Below are 16,726 nucleotides of genomic sequence, written 5' to 3'. Positions count from 1 at the left end.
GTGCGGTTTGTGACCAAACCACGGGCTCAGGCCAGCGGGAAGGTGACCCCGCTGAGCGACTCGGAGACCTCCCAGAGGGCCTTGGCGAGGTCGGGGTCGGTGGCGCTGCGGCTGCGCCCGACGCCGACCGGCCAGCCGCTCATCTCCCCGAGCCGGTGCGGGCCGACGTAGGTGTTGCCGGGGACGTCCAAGGTGGCGGCGTAGAGGATCGGCAGCGCTCCCTTCCAGGGCGGCATGCCGACCAGGCCGTGTCCCCAGGAGCCGACCCAGGTCGTGAGCCGGTTGCCGGTGCCGGCCGTGATCGCGGTGGCGCTCGACCCGGGGTGCGCGCCGGTCGCCCGCAGCGTCGAGCCGGCAGCGGTCAGCCGGCGCTGGAGCTCGGCGAGGAACAGCAGGGTGGCGAGCTTGGACTGCGCGTACGCGGCGTACGGCGAGTAGCCGCGCCGCTGCCAGTCCAGGTCGTCGAGGTCCAGGACCCCGGAGCGGTGGGACAGGGAGCCCACCACCACGACCCGGTCGCTCAGCCGGGGAAGCAGCAGGTTGGCCAGCGCGAAGTGGCCGAGGTGGTTGGTCGCGAGGTGCAGCTCCACGCCGTCGGGGCTCAGCCCGAAGGGGACGCCGAGGACGCCGGCGTTGTTGACCAGCACGTCCACCTCGCCGAGGTCGGCGGCGAACGCGCGTACCGAGCCCAGGTCGGAGACGTCGAGCTCGCGGACCTCCACGTCGCCCGTCATGCGCGCGGCGGCCTCCTTCCCCTTCGCCCGGTTGCGCACGGCGAGGACGACGCAGGCGCCCCGGGCGGCCAGGGCCTTGGCGGTCTCGAAGCCGATGCCGCTGTTGGCCCCGGTGACGACGAAGCGCCGGCCCTCCTGGCGCGGCACCTCGGTCCAGGGGGCGACCCGGGGAGCCGCCATCAGCCGTGAGGCTCGGCGACGGTGTACGTCACCGGCGTACCCAGCTCCACGGTGCGTGAGACGGTGCAGATGCGCTCGTGCGTCTTGCGGACGGCGAGCGGCAGGAACTCTCGTGCGGCGTCGCCGGCCTCACCCTCGGGGAAGGTGACGTCGAAGGTGACGGTCAGACCCACGAGGTGCTGGCCTCCGTCGTCGCGGACCTTGTGACCCTCGGCGGTCATGTCGAAGGACAGCGGCTCGGCGCGGCGGCTGGTGAGCTCGTCGACGGTGACGGCCGCGCACCCGGCCAGGGCGGCCAGGAGCAGCTCGACCGGGGTGAAGTCGGGATCGTCGCCGCCGCTGCCGATCGGCACCAGTCCGCCGCGGGCGTTGGTGGCCTTGTAGCGGCCCTCGCCGATGCGGGTCAGGTCGATCCCGCGCCAGGTGTCGGGGCCGGTCTCCGGGGCGGGCTGCGTCGTCATGACGCCCACCCTGCCAGAACCGCTTGCCGGCAGAGCCGCAGCGGCCCGTCAGCAGGCGGCGGCAGGTCAGCGCTGGCGGGTACGGCGGGCGGCGGCGCGGCGCACCCGCCGCGCCTCGCGGGAGGCGAGCTCCACGTCACGCAGCTGTACGGGGTCCTGGTCGGAGTGGACCCGTCCGTTGACGACTCCTCGGGCCAGGTGCAGCTGCATGATCATGGTGATTCATCCTCTCGACCCGGAACTCCGGGTCATGTTCGGTAATGGCTAGATGGCTCCCTCGCCCCTTACATCCTAGAGGGCCGCCGGGTCCGTGGCGGCTTCCACGGCGACGTGATCCCGGCCACCGGTCGCAGGGCTGCGCCACCCTGGCAGGATCGCTCTCATGCCCACGCACACCCGCGAGATCCACCTGTCCGCCCGTCCCTCCGGGCTGCCGGGTCCCGAGCACTTCCGAACCGTCGAAGTGAGCCTGCCGGACCTCGGCGAGAACGAGGTGCTGGTGCGCAACACGTTCCTCTCCGTCGACCCCTACATGCGCGGGCGCATGAACGACGTGAAGTCCTACGTCCCACCCTTCGCGCTGGACGCCCCGCTCGACGGCGGCGCCGTCGGCGTGGTCGAGGAGTCGAGGTCGGACCGGCTCCGCCCCGGCGACACCGTGCTGCACATGGCGGGGTGGCGCGAGCACGCCGTCCTGCCCGCCGCCCACGCCCGGCCGCTCGACACCGGGCGCGCACCGGCCTCGGCGTACCTCGGCGTCCTCGGCATGCCCGGCCTCACGGCGTACGTGGGACTCACCCGCATCGCCGAGATGCGCGAGGGCGACACCGTGTACGTCTCGGGTGCGGCCGGGGCGGTCGGCTCGGTGGCCGGGCAGATCGCGCGCCTGCTGGGCGCGGGGAAGGTGGTCGGCTCGGCCGGGTCGCGAGAGAAGGTGGCGTGGCTGGTCGACGAGCTGGGCTTCGACGCGGCCTTCGACTACCACGACGGACCCGTGGCCGAGCAGCTGGCGCCGCACGCGCCGATCGACGTCTACTTCGACAACGTCGGCGGCGAGCACCTCGAGGGAGCGATCTTCCACATGGCCGACTTCGGCCGGATCGCGGCGTGCGGGGCGATCGCCGGCTACAACGCCGAGGCGCCCGAGCCGGGACCTCGCAACCTGATGATGATCGTCACCAAGCGGCTCACCCTGCGCGGCTTCACCGTCTCCAACCACCAGGAGGCCGCCTCGGACTTCTACCGTGACGCCGGCGCCTGGCTGGCCGCCGGCGACCTGGTCTACCGCGAGACGTTCGTCGACGGGTTGGACTCGATGGTCGATGCGTTCCGCGGCCTGTACTCCGGTGACAACGTCGGCAAGATGCTCGTGCGGCTGTAGCCCCGCGGCCCGAGCCCGCGCGGTTTGGTCACAAACCGCAGGTTCTACCGGCCAGTACCGCAGGTTTGTGACCAAACCGCAGGCTCCACTCCCCCGCGCATGCGGTGGGTGACCAAACCTCGCGCGCCCGGACCCACCGAAACGGCGGGCCCGGGCGCGGCGGGTCAGGCGCGCCGTATCAGCGCACGATCACGCGCACCTGCCGGAACCCCTCGACCACCAGGCCGACCGGGCCGAGCACCTGCGAGCGCTCGATACCGGGGCCGCGGCCGGACAGGCCCAAGGCGGCCGTCAGCTCGTCGTTGCGCACGGCGCCCTTGAGCTGCTTCAGCAGCCCCGGCAGCGACTCGGCGGAGACGCCCTCGGAGTAGATAGAGCCTCCACCCTCGAACATCGCCATCCCGCGCATCCCGGAGGCGCGCTTGGGCACGATGAAGGTGCTGCGCACCAGCTTCTGGCCGGCGGGACCGGACAGCACCGCCCGCAGGTACAGCTTGCGGCCGGCCTTGGCGAGCGCCGGCTCCTTGCGGCCCAGGGGCACCCATTGGCCCTGGCGCAGCTGCTGCACGCCCCGGAGCCGGTACGTCGCCGTGCTGGTCGTGACCGCGCCAGTGGAGGTGACCGCGTCCACGGTCACCCCGGGCAGCGTGGTGAACGCGTAGACGAGGTCGGCCAGCGCGACGCTGGCCTCGTAGGTGATGTCCTCGCGCGAGGTGAAGCGCTCGCCGACGGTGATGCCGAACGGCTTCCCGGAGGCGTCGCGGCCGGTGATCCTCCACGACTGGGTCTCGGTGCCTGCGATGGCGCCGTCGACGACCCGGTCGTGGTTGCCGATCAGCTGGTAGAAGGTCGCCTCCGCCGCCGCGCGCGGCTCGGTCACCTGGGTCGACCCCACGCGGTGGCGAGCGCCCATGGTGAGGTCCGAGGTGACCGTGGTCGCCTTGGGGAGGACCTCGTAGGTGCCGGTGATGCCGGTCAGCCGGTCGTCGGTGATCGTGCCCGCCGGCGCAGACAGGTTGGCGACCTTGAACGGTGCGCCGAGGGAGTCGGGCTGCACGTAGATCGCCTCGGCCGGGTGCATGCTCATCGAGGCCGGGCCACTGAAGTACATCGGGTGCCCGAAGCCGACCACGCGGCCGTCGCAGACCTGGGTCGCGGTGCCGACACCGGCGAGGGTGACGTCGCCGTAGGCGACCGAGGCCGCGATGTTGCCACCGGCCACGATGTCGGCGGGTACGGCCGACGAGCTCGCGCGCCCGGCGACGTAGGCGTCCTTGGTGACGTAGGGCAGCTGCTTCGCCGCGGCGAGCCGGTGCGCGCTGATGCCGGAGACACCGAGCGGCATCGGCAGGTGGCGCGCGCCCTGCGCGGCCTGTCGGGCGGTGACGTCGCTGTGCTGAGCGATCCGCTTCGCCATCGCCGGGCCGATCCGCACCCGGCCCGGGCCCTGGGCGGCCGAGGCGAGGTAGTCGTCCATGTCCTCGAAGGGGGTGATCCCGGCGATCGGCGACGGGCCGTAGGAGAGGCCGTAGGCGACGGCGCCGATGAGGCGGCCGTCGGCGGCGTCGTAGACCGGTGAGCCGGACATGCCCTGCCAGATGCCGCCGGCGCGCTGGATGGCCGGCGAGTCGAGGCTCATCATGATCATGTCGACTCCGGCGCCGATGCCGTCGTCGAGGACGCCCAGCACCTCGCCGTCGAACGGTTGGGGGGTGACGCCGGACTCGACGGTCAGCCCTCGGACGACCTGGCCGGCCGCGACCTCGTCGAGCGGGAACGCCGCGGTGCAGTCGCCGGCCGGCGGCACCGAGACCGCCGGTGACGTCGTGAACGGGGCGGCCAGGAGCAGCCCGAGGGTGGACGCGAGGGCGACCAGGGTGGCCCCTCGACGCTGGACGGTGGGTAGTGACATGGCGGGGCCTTCCTCCCGAGGACGGCACGCACACGCGCGCCTGCATCTAAGACGCCTCCCCGTCGCCCCTGGTTGCCCTCAGCCGGCTGGAATGTGGGACATAGGCTGGCGAGATGACGAGCCAGAGCCGCAGCCTGCAACGCACCGAGGCCCAGGAGCGGCGGGCTCTGCTCTCCGTGACCTCCTACGATGTCCGCCTCGACCTCGCCTCCGAGGAGGAGACGTTCGGCTCGGTGACCACGGTGCGCTTCACCAGCCACGGCGGGCCGACGTTCCTGGACCTGAAGCCCGCACGCGTGAACGCGGTGACCCTGGACGGACGCCGGCTCGACCCCGAGCGGCTGGACCGCGGACGTCTGCCCCTCGACACCGAGGCGGGCGAGCACGAGCTGGTCGTCGACGCCGTGATGCCCTTCCGCAACGACGGCGAGGGCCTGCACCGCAGCGTCGATCCGGCCGACGGCCGCCACTACGTCTACGGCATGTCCTTCATGGACGCCGCGCCCAGCATCTTCGCCTGCTTCGACCAGCCGGACCTCAAGGCGCCCTACACCTTCCACGTGCGCGCGCCCGACGACTGGGTCGTCCTCGGCAACGCCCCGGCGACCAACCCCGAGCCCGGCGTCTGGGAGCTGGCGACCACGCCGCCGCTGTCGACGTACTTCGTCACCCTCGTCGCCGGCCCCTACCACCTGCTCCGCGACGAGCACGACGGCATCCCGCTGGGCCTCAGCGCCCGCGCGAGCCTCGCCGCCGACCTGGACAAGGACGCCGACGAGCTCTTCACGATGACCCGGCAGTGCTTCGACGAGTTCCACCGGCTGTTCGGGATCCGCTACCCCTTCGGCGACTACCACCAGGCATTCGTGCCGGAGTTCAACGCCGGGGCCATGGAGAACCCCGGTTGCGTCACCCTGCGCGACCAGCTGGTCTTCACCTCCCGCGTCACCCGCGGCGCCCGGGTCCTGCGCGCGACCACGGTGGCCCACGAGATGGCGCACCAGTGGTTCGGCAACATCGTGACCCCCCAGTGGTGGGACGACCTGTGGCTCAACGAGTCCTTCGCCGAGTACATGGGCAACCGGGTCACCGCCGACGTCACCCGGTACGACGACGCCTGGGTGCACCAGGCCTGGGCTCGGCGGCAGTGGGGACTGGTCGCCGACCAGCGCCCGAGCACCCACCCCGTCGCCGGCAACGGCGCCGTCGACGCGGTCGCGGCGCTGCAGGACTTCGACGGGATCTCCTACGCCAAGGGCTCCAGCGTGCTCAAGCAGCTCAACGCCCGGCTCGGCGACCGGGTGTTCTTCGACGGCGTCATCGACCACCTCGACCGACACCGGTTCGGCAACGCCACGATGCAGGACCTCTTCTCCAGCTGGGAGAAGGCCGGGGCGCCGGACCTGGGCTCCTTCACGACCGGATGGCTGCGCACCGCCGGTCCGGACACGGTCGTGCTCGACCGGCCGGCCGCGACCCTGCGCCGTACCTCGCCGCCGGAGCATCCCGCGGACCGCACCCACGTGCTGCGCGTGGCCCGCGCCGAGGAGGGCACCTGGCGGACCTCCGAGGTCCGCATCGAAGGTCCGGAGACGCCGTTCGATGCCGGCGACCACCCGGTGATCATCGACCCCTACGAGGACAGCTGGGGCGTCTTCCCGCCCGACCGGCTGACCGTCGAGGCGCTCAAGACCCTGCTCCCCTCGATCGCCGACGGCGCCCTGCTCGCGGGCGCGTGGAACGCCGTGCGCAGCGCGCTCCACAACGCGGCGATCGACCCCGCCGACGTCATGGACCTGGTGGAGACCCGGCTCCCGGTCGAGGACACCGAGCTCACCGCGCGCCACACCCTGCCCTGGGTGCTCTCGACCGTCGTGCCGCTGGCCGGCGGTGACGCGCTCGCCCGGGTCCACGCCGCTGCTCTGAGCCGTCTCGAGACCTCCCCGGCGGGCTCGGAGATCCAGCTCGCCGCCTTCCGTACGGCGGTCGCCTCCGGAGCCGACCCGCAGCGGCTGGAGACCTGGCTCGCCGGCAGCCTGCCCGAGGGGATCGAGTCGGACCTGGACCTGCGGTGGCGGGTGCTGGTGCGCCTGGCCGCCCTCGGAGCGACCGACGCCGCCACCCTGGACGCCGCCCTCGCCGACGAGCCGACCACGGTGTCGCGCGTCGAGCACACCCGGGCGCGGGCCTCGCTGCCGACCGCGGAGGCCAAGGAGTACGCCTGGTCGCGCTTCACCGGCGAGGTCGACGTCCCCAACTACGAGATCGAGGCCGCCGGACTGGGCATGTGGCGTGCGGGCCAGGAGCACCTCACGGCGCCCTACGTCGCGCGCTACTTCGACGACCTGCCCGGCACGGTCGCGGTGCGCAGCGGCTGGGTGCTGGCCCAGGCCGGCGACGCCTTCTTCCCCGAGGGTGCGCTGGACGAGGCCACCCTCGCGCACACCGAGGCGCTGCTCTCGCGCGCCGACCTGGACCTGTCCCTCCAGCGGCGCCTGAGCGACCGGGCCGACCAGCTGCGCCGGATGCTGGCCGTCCGGGCGGCGTACCCGAGGAGCTGAGGTGTCCGAGCTCGCCCGGCGTCCCGGCCCCACCACGCGCACCCGCGTGGAGGAGATGAGAGCCGACGCCGTACGCCGCCGCGAGGACCGGCTCGCCACCGAGGAGCCGCTCGAGATCCGGCTCGCCTGGCCGGGGGCTCCGGCGCGCCGGGTGTGGGTGACCATGCGGACCCCCGGCCACGACTTCGAGCTCGCGGCGGGTTGGCTGCTGCACGAGGGGCTCGCGGGGCCGGGCCAGGTCGCCGGGGTCGCCTACTGCACCGACGCCGACCTCACCGCCGAGCAGGAGTTCAACGTCGTCACGGTCACCCTGGCGAGCCCCCCGTCCACGGACCCGGGTCACCGCCACGACGCGCGCTCGGCCGGCTCGTCGGCCTGCGGGGTCTGCGGCAAGGACAGCGTCAGGGAGGCGCTGGCGGTGACCGCCGGGCGGCCGTGGGACGGCGAGCTGCCCTCCCCCGACGTCGTACGCCGCCTGCCCGGCCTGCTGCGCGAGCACCAGCCGCTCTTCGCCCGCACCGGTGGGGTGCACGCGGCCGGTCTCTTCACCGCGGCCGGCCAGGCGCTGGTCGTGCGCGAGGACGTGGGGCGGCACAACGCCGTCGACAAGGCCGCCGGTGCCCGGCTCCTGTCCGGATCCTCCCCCGCCGCCGCGTGCCTCGTGGTGAGCGGGCGGGCGGGGTTCGAGCTGGTGCAGAAGGCGGTCAGCGCGGGCGTCGGGTCGCTGGTCTCGGTCGGCGCGCCCACCAGCCTGTCGGTCGCCCTGGCGCGGCGGGCGGGGCTGGTGCTGTACGGCTTCACCAGCGAGACGCGGGCGGTGCGCTACACCGGGTGAGACCGGGCTCTCCCGCCTGCTGCGGCGTGGGGCGGCCGGGGTGTCGGCGGCGCCGCCTAGGTTGATCGTGTGCGCCTCCTCCACACCTCCGACTGGCACCTCGGACGGTCCTTCCACCGCGAGGGGATGCTCGCGCACCAGGCCGGTTTCGTGGACCACCTGCTCGAGGTCGTCGAGTCCGAGCGGGTCGACGTGGTGGTCGTGTCCGGCGACGTCTACGACCGCGCGCTGCCCGGTGTCGACGCGGTGCTGCTGGCCGACGACGCGCTGGTCCGGCTGGCGGCCTCGCGCGCCCACGTCGTCCTCATCAGCGGCAACCACGACTCGGCCCGGCGGCTCGGGTTCAGCTCGCGCCTGATCGCCGCCGCCGGGGTCCACATCCGCACCGACGCGGCCAGGTGCGCCACCCCGGTGCTGCTGGACGACGCGCACGGTCCGGTCGCGGTCTACGGCCTGCCCTACCTCGACCCGACTGCGTTGATGGAGCCATGGGGCCTGCCACGACGCTCCCACGAGGCGGCGCTGGCCCACGCCATGGCCCAGGTGCGAGCCGACCTCGCCACGCGGCCGGCGGGGACGCGGTCGGTGGTGCTGGCCCACGCGTTCGTCGCCGGCGCGGCCCCGAGCGACTCCGAGCGCGACATCTCGGTCGGTGGGGTGTCCCTGGTGCCCACCAGCGTCTTCGACGGCGTCGACTACGCGGCGCTGGGCCACCTGCACGGCGCGCACAGCCTCACCGACTCCGTGCGCTACAGCGGCTCGCCCCTCGCCTACTCGTTCTCGGAGGCCGGCCACCGCAAGGGATCGTGGCTGGTCGAGCTCGACGCGCAGGGTCTCGCCGGCGCCCACTTCCTGGAGGCCCCGGTGCCGCGGCGGGTCTCGCGGCTGCGCGGCGACCTCGAGACCCTCCTGACCGACCCGCGGCTGGCCGAGCACGAGCACGCCTGGGTCGAGGCCACGCTCATCGACACCGCGCGCCCCAGCCGGGCGATGGAGCGCCTGCAGCGCCGCTTCCCGCACACGCTCGTGCTGCGCTTCGACGCCGCCGCCCCCGCCCTGGGAGCGCTACCCGCCCTGGCCACCCACGCCCGCACCGACCGCGACATCGCGCTGGAGTTCATGGCCGACATGCGCGGAGGCCCACCCGACCCGGCCGAGGCGGCGCTGCTCTCCCGCGCGGTCGACGCCTGCTGCGAGGACTCCGACGTCGACGGCCTGGTGCGCGAGGACGGTGCGGGCTGATGCGGCTGCACCACCTCAGCGCCACCGCCTTCGGCCCCTTCGCCGACACCGTCTCGGTCGACTTCGACAGCCTCTCCGAGGCGGGCCTGTTCCTGCTCTCCGGAGCCACCGGCGCCGGCAAGACCAGCGTGCTCGACGCGGTCTGCTTCGCGCTCTACGGCGACGTCCCGGGCGAGCGCAACGCTGCGCGCCGGCTCCGCTCCGACCAGGCCGACCCCGGGGTCGGCCCGGAGGTCACCCTCGAGGCCACCCTGTCCGGTCGGCGCTTCCGCATCGTCCGCTCGCCGGCGTGGGAGCGCCCCAAGAAGCGCGGCGCCGGCACCACCACCGAGCAGTCCCGCGTCGCCCTCTTCGAGCGCGTCGGGGGCGAGTGGCGTCACCTGTCCGGGCGTCTCGACGAGACCGGCCACCTCGTGGGCCGCCTGGTGGGCATGAACGTCACCCAGTTCACCCAGGTCGCGATGCTCCCGCAAGGACGCTTCCAGACCTTCCTGCGCGCGCGCTCCGAGGAGCGCCACGCGGTCCTGCAGCAGCTCTTCCGCACCGGCCGCTTCGCCGACGCGGAGCGCTGGCTGCGCGACCGACGCGTGGCGCTGCGCCGGTCCTGCGACGAGGCCCACCAGGGGGTCGCGGACCTCGTGAGCCGGATCAGCGAGACCGCGGCGACCCCGCTGCCCGAGGCCTGGGACATCCGCGACCTCACCGACGCCGCGGCCGAGGGGGCGCTGCCCGACTGGGCCGACGACCTGCTGAGCGAGGCGACGCGCGCGGCGCTCGAGGCCGCCGCCGAGGCGGACGCCGCGACGGGCGCCGAGAGCGACGTACGGCGTGCGGTCGAGGCGGCCCGCGCGGCCCATGAGCGGCTCACCCGCCACCGGGCCGCGCGCGAGGAGCGCGACCGGCTCCAGGCGCAGGCCGAGGAGGTGGCCCGGGCGCGGGTGCGGCTCGACGCCGCACGGCGCGCCGCCGCCGTCGCGCCTCTGCTCCGACTGGCGACCCAGGCCCAAGCGCAGCACGACCGGGCCGTGGAGTCCGCGGCCCGGCTCGAGGTGCGCGACCCCGACGAGGCGGCGCGCCGCCTCCACGCGGCCGTCGAGTCGGTCGCCCGGGTGCGGGCGTTGGAGCCCGCCTCGCTGCGCCTGCGCGCCGCGGCCCGTGAGGCCGCGCGCCTGGAGCCGCACGCCGCGGCATTGCGCCGCGAGCTCGGGCTGGTCGAGGCGCGCGGCCGGCTGGCCGACGTGGACGCCCAGATCGCGGTCCACGAGGAGCTCGCCACCGTGTCCGCGCAGCTCCTGGTCGCCCACGAGGCGTGGAACGCCGCCCGCGAGACCGCCCTGGGCCTGCAGGAGCGGCTGCTCGCGGTGCGCGAGGCCCGGCTGGAGAGCATGGCCGGTGAGATCGCGGGGGCCCTGGCCGTCGGCGCCTGCTGTCCGGTGTGCGGGTCGGCCGAGCACCCGCTGAAGGCGGCGCCGCTTCCCGGAGCGCCCGATGCCGCCGCCGAGAAGGCCGCGCTGCGCGAGGTCGACGACGCCAAGGCCACCGAGCACCTCCGCGACGTCGAGCTGCGCGACCTGTCGACCCTGCGGGCCGCGCTCGAGTCGCGCGCCGGCGACCGGACGCTCCCGGACCTGCGCGCCGAGCGCGCCCTCGTGCTGGCCGAGCTCGACGGCGCCGGCGCGGCCCGGCCGGGCACCGACCTCGAGGAGCACCGCCGCCGCCTGGAGCGCGAGCTGGCCGACGCCCACGCCCGCCTCGACCAGCTGGGCCGCGAGTCCGACGAGCTCCGCGACGCCGTGGACGGGGTCCTGGCCGGCAGCGGCTGCGACGACCTCGAGGCCCTGCTGGCCGCGGAGTCCGCGCGCGCGGAGCGGGAGCGGCACGCGCTGGCGGCGCTGGAGGACCTGCGCCGCGCCGAGTCCGCGCTCGGCGAGGCGTTGCGGGCAGCCGACGAGGCCGCGAGCGAGGCCGGCTTCGCCTGCCCCGCCGACGCGGCCGATGCCTGCCTGGACCCCGCTCGCGTCGACGCGCTCGCGGCGTCGCTGGCCGCTCACGACGGACGCCTCGCCGCCGTCGCGGAGGTGCTGGCCGCTCCGGGGGCCGACGAGCTCGAGACGCTCGAGGCGCCGGACCTGGAGCCGCTCGCGGCCGCCCACGCCGACGCGCTGGCGCGGCTGTCTCGCGGCCGGGCCCGGCTCGACCAGTGGTCGCGGCGCCGTGATCGCCTCGCCGCCCTGCGCGCGGACCTCCAGGTGGCGCTCGACCATTGGACGCCGCTGCGCGCGGAGCACGAGCTGACCTCGCGCCTGGCGGCGTTCGTCGAGGGGAAGTCCCCCGACAACCGGCTGCGCATGCGGCTGTCGGCCTACGTCCTGGCCTACCGGCTCGGCCAGGTGGTCGCCGCCGCCAACGAGCGGCTGTCCACGATGAGCGACCAGCGCTACTCCCTGGTCCACACCGGCGACCGCGGCGCGGGCGAGACCCGCGGCGGCCTGAGCCTGCTGGTGCGCGACGACTGGTCCGGCGAGAGCCGCGATCCGGCGACCCTCTCGGGGGGCGAGACCTTCGTGGTGTCCCTGGCCCTGGCGCTCGGTCTGGCCGACGTGATCACCCAGGAGGCCGGCGGCGCGGCGCTGGACACCCTCTTCGTCGACGAGGGCTTCGGCTCCCTCGACGCCGACACCCTCGACGACGTGATGGACACCCTCGACTCCCTGCGCGACGGCGGCCGGGTCGTGGGCGTGGTCAGCCACGTCGCCGAGCTGCGCGACCGCATCCCGACCCAGCTGGTCGTCACGAAGTCGCGCCTCGGCTCGACGCTCGCCCTGCGGAAGTGATCAGCGGGAGTGATCAGCGGGAGTGATCACGTCGTGACGGTCCCGTGGTCGGCGTCGAACGTGTCGCCGCCGAGCTTGGTCTTGGCGAAGCTGACCAGCGAGGCGACCTTGCCACCGGGGGTGTCCCAGTACTCGCCGCGCTCGGCGTCCACGCGCAGCAGCACGGCCTGGTCGTTCTCCGGGCCGCCGGGCAGCCAGGCCTCCGCGAAGGTGTTCCAGAGCTCCTCGAGCTTGGCCTGGTCGTCGATGACGTGGGCGCGCCCGGTGACGGCGACCCACGAGTCCCGGGCCGCGAACGTCAGGGCCACCCGCGGCTCGGCCTGGATCGCCCGCACGTGGTCGGTGTCGCGGGCGGTGATGAACCACATCTCGGCGCCCGGCTCGACCTCTTGACGCGCCATCGGCAGGCTGCGCGGACCGTCTGGCCCGAACGTCGTCAGCATGGCGATCGGGATGTCGTCGATCAGCTCGACCAGGCGCCGCTGGTCACCGTCCTCGGTCATGGATCTCCTCAGGTCGTGGGAGCGGGCCGGTACCCCGCCACCGAGCGCGAAAACCGCTCGCGCGGTCGGATAGGTTCGCTCCATGAGTGGCACCAGCGGCACCGCGGACGCCGGCGACCTCGGCCGCCTCGACCCGACCTTCACCTCCCTGCCCTATCGCAGTCTGGGCGACGCGGCGCTCAGCCGCGCGCGCGAGCTCGGGGTCGCGCACGCCGACTTCCGCTTCGAGCGCGTGCGCTACCAGCGCATCGGCGTGCGTGACGGAGCGCTGCAGGGCGCGAGTGACACCGAGGACCTCGGCTTCGCGGTCCGCGTGATCCACCAGGGGGCGTGGGGCTTCGCCTCCGGTGTCGACCTGACGCCGGCGGGGGCCGCGGCCGTCGCCGAGACCGCGGTCGCCGTGGCCCGCGTGGCCGCGTCGATGACCGCCGTCCCGGTCGAGCTGGCGCCCGAGCCCGTCTACGACGACGTCACCTGGGTGTCCTCCTACGTCACCAACCCCCTCGACGTGCCCGTCGCGGAGAAGGCCGCGCTGCTCGTCGACTGGACCGAGCGCCTGCGCACGGGCGCCGCGGTGGACCACGCGTCGGCGTACCTGCTGCAGGTCCAAGAGAACAAGTACTACGCCGACCTGGCCGGCACCCGCATCACGCAGCAGCGGATCCGGCTGCAGCCGGGGTTCGAGGCGATGGGCGCTGGTGCGGACACCTTCGACTCGATGGCCTCGATCGCCCCGCCGGTGGGGCGCGGCTACGAGTACCTCACCGACGGCAGCCACGACTGGGACGCCGAGCTCGAGCAGGTGCCCGAGCTGCTGGCGGAGAAGCTCAAGGCGCCCAGCGTCGAGGCCGGCACCTACGACCTGGTCATCCATCCGTCCAACCTGTGGCTGACCATCCACGAGTCGATCGGCCACGCGACCGAGCTCGACCGGGCCCTGGGGTACGAGGCCAACTACGCCGGCACCTCGTTCGCGACCTACGACCAGCTCGGCACCCTGCGCTACGGGTCCCCGGTCATGCACGTCACCGGCGACCGCACCGTCGAGCACGGTCTCTCGACGATCGGCTACGACGACGAGGGCGTGCAGACCCGGTCCTGGGACCTGGTCCGCGACGGCGTGCTGGTGGGTTACCAGCTCGACCGCGCCATGGCGCACATGAAGCCCGAGCTCGCCGGCCCCGATGACCCCGGCGGCCGGTCCAACGGCTGCGCCTACGCGGACTCCCCCGGCCACATCCCGATCCAGCGCATGGCCAACGTGTCCCTGCAGCCCGCGGCCGACGGCCCGTCGACCGAGGAGCTGATCGGCCGCGTCGAGCGGGGCCTCTACGTCGTCGGCGACAAGTCCTGGTCGATCGATATGCAGCGCTTCAACTTCCAGTTCACCGGGCAGCGCTTCTACCGGATCGCCGACGGAGAGCTGGTCGGCCAGGTGCGCGACGTGGCCTACCAGGCCACGACCACCGACTTCTGGGGCTCGATGGAGGCGGTGGGCGGTCCCCAGACCTGGGAGCTGCACGGCGCCTTCAACTGCGGCAAGGCCCAGCCCGGGCAGGTGGCGGCGGTGAGCCACGGCTGTCCCACGGCGCTGTTCCGCGGCGTTCGGATCCTCAACACCACCGACGAGGCAGGCCACTGATGACCACGCTCGCCACCCCCCAGTCCCTGGTCGACCAGGCGCTCGCGGTCACCACGGCCGACGACTGCATCGTCATCGTCCGCGACGCGACCAGCGCCAACCTGCGCTGGGCCAACAACACGCTCACCACCAACGGCGTGATGCATGGCATCACCGCCACCGTGGTGTCCTTCATCCGCACCGCGCACGGCGTGGCGACCGCGTCGGTCAGCGGGGCCGCCAGCACCCAGGCGCAGGTCACGGCGCTGGTCGAGAAGGCCGACGCCGCCGCGCGCGCGTCGTCGCCGGCGGAGGACGCCGCCGACCTGGTCCGCGGTGCCGCCTCCCCCGACTGGGACAACGCGCCGGTGCCGACCGACGTGCACGTCTACGACGACTTCGCCCCCGCCCTCGGCGAGGCCTTCGGGCGGGCGAGCGGGGCGGGTCGGGTGCTCTACGGGTTCGTCAACCACGAGCTGACGACGACGTACCTCGGCTCCACCACCGGCCTGCGCCTGCGTCACGTGCAGCCGACCGGGCACTACGGGTGCACCGGCAAGAACGCCGCGCTCACCGAGAGCGCGTGGGTCGGCGGCGCCACGCGTGACTTCTCCGGCGTGGACGCGCTCGCGCTCGACGCCGAGCTCGAGCGCCGGCTGGCCTGGGGCTCGCGCCGGGTGGACCTGCCGGCCGGCCGCTACGACACGATCCTGCCGCCCACGGCCGTGGCCGACCTGATGATCGACGCCTACTGGTCTGCCGGAGCCCGGGTCGCGTGGGAGGGCCAGTCGGTCTTCAGCAAGCGCGGCGGCGGCACCCGCATCGGCGAGCGCCTCACCTCCCCCGGCGTCCACCTCTACTCCGACCCGGCGTACGCCGCTCTGGAGTGCGCCCCGTTCGTGGTGGCCTCCTCCTCGGGCAACGAGACGTCGGTCTTCGACAACGGCCTGCCTCTCGCGCGCACCGACTGGCTGCGCGACGGCGAGCTCACGTCCCTGCTGCAGACCCGCCACAGCGCCGAGATGACCCACCAGCCGGTCACTCCGGTCGTCGACAACCTGGTGCTCGACGTGGACGGTGGCCAGGGGTCGGTGGCTGACCTGGTGGCCGGCACCGAGCGCGGCCTGCTGCTGACCTGCCTGTGGTACATCCGCGAGGTCGACCCGCAGAGCCTGCTGCTCACCGGACTGACCCGCGACGGGGTCTACCTGGTGGAGGGGGGCGAGATCACCGGCTCGGTGAACAACTTCCGCTTCAACGAGAGCCCGGTCGACCTGCTGCGCCGCTTCACCGCCGCCTCCGCGACCGTCCCGAGCTTCAGCAGGGAGTGGGGCGACGACTACTTCTCCCGCACCGCCACGCCCGCCCTGCGGGTGCCGGACTTCAACATGTCGAGCGTCTCCCAGGCGATGTAGGTCGTCCGATTGCGGCGTCCCCCGGCCGCCGCGTGCCGAGCGGCTCTGGGACGCCCACTCCTGAGCGGGCAGGTTTGAGGTGTGTCGGCGAACGGCACCATGCAGGACATGTCCGACTCCCGGTCCCCCGGCCCGCCGCCCGCCGGTCCTCCGTCGCCGCCGCCCTCAGGGCCGCCTCCGGCCGGGCCTCCTGCGGCCGGTCCCCCGCCGTCGTCGCCGTCGCGGCTCGGCTGGTACGTCGCCGGCGGCGTGCTCGTGCTGATGCTGGGCATCGGCGGTGCGGTCTTCGCCTTCACCGGTGGTGACGCCTCGAGCGTCCAGGAGGTCGCCGACCAGGCGGTCGAGGCCGCCGAGGACCTCGATGTGGGCGCCGGCATCGACCTGCTCTGCAAGGCCCCGACCGAGAATCAGCGTGCCCAGCTCGATTTCCTGATCGCCGAGGGCAAGCAGGAGGCCGGCACCGACGACCCCGACATGGACTACGTGATCAGCGATGTCGAGGGCGACGCGACCGGCAGCTTCCGGGTGCAAGCCACCAGCGACGAGGAGGCGCTGCAGGGCAGGACGCTCGACCTGGTCCTGCTCGTCGAGGAGGACGACGGCCGGTCCTGCATCGCCGGGGTCAAGGACGGCCAGATGGTCGGCGAGGACGGCGATTGATCTTCCGGCTGAGCGCCGCGGCCTTCGTGGCGATCGCGGCTCTGACGGCGTACGCGGTCCTCGCCGACGGGGCCGACGTGGTCGAGCTGGCGCAGTGGCTGCGCAGCCACGGCCATCCCGGCTACGCCGCCTGGCTGGCCTGGGTCCTACTCTCGCCCGTCGTGCTCGCCGCGACCGCACTGGCCGTCCGCCGTAGCCCGTGGCCCTGGGTGGTCGCCGTGACGGTGCAGCTGGCCAGCCTGGTCGGCGCCCAGGCCCGCGCCGGCCACCTCGTGAACGGCTGGTCGTGGGCGCTGGTCGCGCTCGCACTCCTCCTCGGCCTGGCCTCACTCGTCGCCGCCCTCGGCGACCGGTCCGGACCGCCCCCGGAGGGACTCCACTCCTGAG

14 protein-coding genes are annotated in these 16,726 nt (G+C 73.9%); 9 read left to right on the top strand and 5 right to left on the bottom strand.

Annotated features, from left to right (window positions below; translation table 11 throughout):
- Positions 1 to 26: 26 nt before the first annotated feature.
- From LQ940_RS10620 to LQ940_RS10610, 3 genes are all read right to left on the bottom strand, one after another.
- A complete protein-coding gene (locus tag LQ940_RS10620; RefSeq protein WP_231244575.1) occupies positions 27 to 914 on the bottom strand; it encodes an oxidoreductase in 888 nt (295 codons plus the stop codon).
- On the bottom strand, positions 914 to 1,375 hold the full coding sequence (locus LQ940_RS10615; protein WP_231244574.1) for an OsmC family protein: 462 nt from the start codon (positions 1,373 to 1,375) through the stop codon (positions 914 to 916). The genes LQ940_RS10620 and LQ940_RS10615 overlap by 1 nt, the downstream gene beginning before the upstream one ends.
- A 66-nt stretch (positions 1,376 to 1,441) precedes the next feature.
- Positions 1,442 to 1,591: a hypothetical protein gene (locus LQ940_RS10610; protein WP_231244573.1), complete on the bottom strand. Its 150-nt coding sequence runs from the start codon at positions 1,589 to 1,591 to the stop codon at positions 1,442 to 1,444.
- 166 nt (positions 1,592 to 1,757) lie between these two features.
- Here LQ940_RS10610 and LQ940_RS10605 point away from each other — a divergent pair, with 166 nt between their 5' ends.
- On the top strand, positions 1,758 to 2,756 hold the full coding sequence (locus LQ940_RS10605) for an NADP-dependent oxidoreductase (RefSeq protein ID WP_231244572.1): 999 nt from the start codon (positions 1,758 to 1,760) through the stop codon (positions 2,754 to 2,756).
- Positions 2,757 to 2,934: 178 nt separating this feature from the next.
- Here the strand turns inward: LQ940_RS10605 and LQ940_RS10600 are convergent, their stop codons facing one another.
- Complete coding sequence (locus tag LQ940_RS10600; protein WP_231244571.1) at positions 2,935 to 4,668, bottom strand: SpoIVB peptidase S55 domain-containing protein; 1,734 nt, start codon at positions 4,666 to 4,668, stop codon at positions 2,935 to 2,937.
- Between the two features lie 113 nt (positions 4,669 to 4,781).
- Between LQ940_RS10600 and pepN the strand changes: the two genes are divergently transcribed.
- The 4 genes from pepN (at position 4,782) to LQ940_RS10580 (ending at position 12,140) form a co-directional block, all read left to right on the top strand.
- Positions 4,782 to 7,229 (top strand): aminopeptidase N, encoded by a 2,448-nt coding sequence (gene pepN / locus LQ940_RS10595; protein ID WP_231244570.1) that lies wholly within the window; start codon positions 4,782 to 4,784, stop codon positions 7,227 to 7,229.
- A 1-nt stretch (position 7,230) separates the two neighbouring features.
- On the top strand, positions 7,231 to 8,064 hold the full coding sequence (locus tag LQ940_RS10590) for a formate dehydrogenase accessory sulfurtransferase FdhD (protein WP_231244569.1): 834 nt from the start codon (positions 7,231 to 7,233) through the stop codon (positions 8,062 to 8,064).
- A 69-nt stretch (positions 8,065 to 8,133) separates the two neighbouring features.
- The gene (locus tag LQ940_RS10585; protein ID WP_231244568.1) at positions 8,134 to 9,306 is read left to right on the top strand and encodes an exonuclease SbcCD subunit D; all 1,173 of its coding nucleotides are present in this window, start codon (positions 8,134 to 8,136) and stop codon (positions 9,304 to 9,306) included.
- Positions 9,306 to 12,140: an AAA family ATPase gene (locus LQ940_RS10580; RefSeq protein WP_231244567.1), complete on the top strand. Its 2,835-nt coding sequence runs from the start codon at positions 9,306 to 9,308 to the stop codon at positions 12,138 to 12,140. Before LQ940_RS10585 ends, LQ940_RS10580 begins: the two co-directional genes overlap by 1 nt.
- Positions 12,141 to 12,166: 26 nt before the next feature.
- Here the strand turns inward: LQ940_RS10580 and LQ940_RS10575 are convergent, their stop codons facing one another.
- On the bottom strand, positions 12,167 to 12,643 hold the full coding sequence (locus tag LQ940_RS10575; protein ID WP_231244566.1) for a pyridoxamine 5'-phosphate oxidase family protein: 477 nt from the start codon (positions 12,641 to 12,643) through the stop codon (positions 12,167 to 12,169).
- A gap of 82 nt (positions 12,644 to 12,725) precedes the next feature.
- Between LQ940_RS10575 and LQ940_RS10570 the strand changes: the two genes are divergently transcribed.
- The 4 genes from LQ940_RS10570 (at position 12,726) to LQ940_RS10555 (ending at position 16,725) form a co-directional block, all read left to right on the top strand.
- Positions 12,726 to 14,285 carry a TldD/PmbA family protein gene (locus tag LQ940_RS10570; protein WP_231244565.1) on the top strand — a complete coding sequence of 520 codons (1,560 nt, stop codon included), beginning with the start codon at positions 12,726 to 12,728 and terminating at the stop codon, positions 14,283 to 14,285.
- On the top strand, positions 14,285 to 15,679 hold the full coding sequence (locus LQ940_RS10565; protein WP_231244564.1) for a metallopeptidase TldD-related protein: 1,395 nt from the start codon (positions 14,285 to 14,287) through the stop codon (positions 15,677 to 15,679). Before LQ940_RS10570 ends, LQ940_RS10565 begins: the two co-directional genes overlap by 1 nt.
- Before the next feature lie 108 nt (positions 15,680 to 15,787).
- Positions 15,788 to 16,339, top strand: a complete 552-nt coding sequence (locus LQ940_RS10560; protein WP_231244563.1) for a hypothetical protein — start codon at positions 15,788 to 15,790, stop codon at positions 16,337 to 16,339.
- On the top strand, positions 16,336 to 16,725 hold the full coding sequence (locus LQ940_RS10555; protein WP_231244562.1) for a hypothetical protein: 390 nt from the start codon (positions 16,336 to 16,338) through the stop codon (positions 16,723 to 16,725). Before LQ940_RS10560 ends, LQ940_RS10555 begins: the two co-directional genes overlap by 4 nt.
- The last annotated feature ends 1 nt before the right edge of the window (position 16,726 follow it).

The sequence above is a fragment of the Nocardioides sp. cx-173 genome (assembly GCF_021117365.1).
GTDB lineage: Bacteria > Actinomycetota > Actinomycetes > Propionibacteriales > Nocardioidaceae > Nocardioides.
This window is presented reverse-complemented; position numbering and strand designations above follow the sequence as displayed.

What these genes read in the sequence shown, in the direction of transcription:
- LQ940_RS10600 (WP_231244571.1), bottom strand. Translation starts at nt 4,668, where the DNA reads ATGTCACTACCCACCGTCCAGCGTCGAGGGGCCACCCTGGTCGCCCTC.
- LQ940_RS10570 (WP_231244565.1), top strand. Translation starts at nt 12,726, where the DNA reads ATGAGTGGCACCAGCGGCACCGCGGACGCCGGCGACCTCGGCCGCCTC.
- LQ940_RS10610 (WP_231244573.1), bottom strand. Translation starts at nt 1,591, where the DNA reads ATGATCATGCAGCTGCACCTGGCCCGAGGAGTCGTCAACGGACGGGTC.
- LQ940_RS10580 (WP_231244567.1), top strand. Translation starts at nt 9,306, where the DNA reads ATGCGGCTGCACCACCTCAGCGCCACCGCCTTCGGCCCCTTCGCCGAC.
- LQ940_RS10615 (WP_231244574.1), bottom strand. Translation starts at nt 1,375, where the DNA reads ATGACGACGCAGCCCGCCCCGGAGACCGGCCCCGACACCTGGCGCGGG.
- LQ940_RS10565 (WP_231244564.1), top strand. Translation starts at nt 14,285, where the DNA reads ATGACCACGCTCGCCACCCCCCAGTCCCTGGTCGACCAGGCGCTCGCG.
- LQ940_RS10575 (WP_231244566.1), bottom strand. Translation starts at nt 12,643, where the DNA reads ATGACCGAGGACGGTGACCAGCGGCGCCTGGTCGAGCTGATCGACGAC.
- pepN (WP_231244570.1), top strand. Translation starts at nt 4,782, where the DNA reads ATGACGAGCCAGAGCCGCAGCCTGCAACGCACCGAGGCCCAGGAGCGG.
- LQ940_RS10560 (WP_231244563.1), top strand. Translation starts at nt 15,788, where the DNA reads ATGTCCGACTCCCGGTCCCCCGGCCCGCCGCCCGCCGGTCCTCCGTCG.
- LQ940_RS10620 (WP_231244575.1), bottom strand. Translation starts at nt 914, where the DNA reads ATGGCGGCTCCCCGGGTCGCCCCCTGGACCGAGGTGCCGCGCCAGGAG.
- LQ940_RS10605 (WP_231244572.1), top strand. Translation starts at nt 1,758, where the DNA reads ATGCCCACGCACACCCGCGAGATCCACCTGTCCGCCCGTCCCTCCGGG.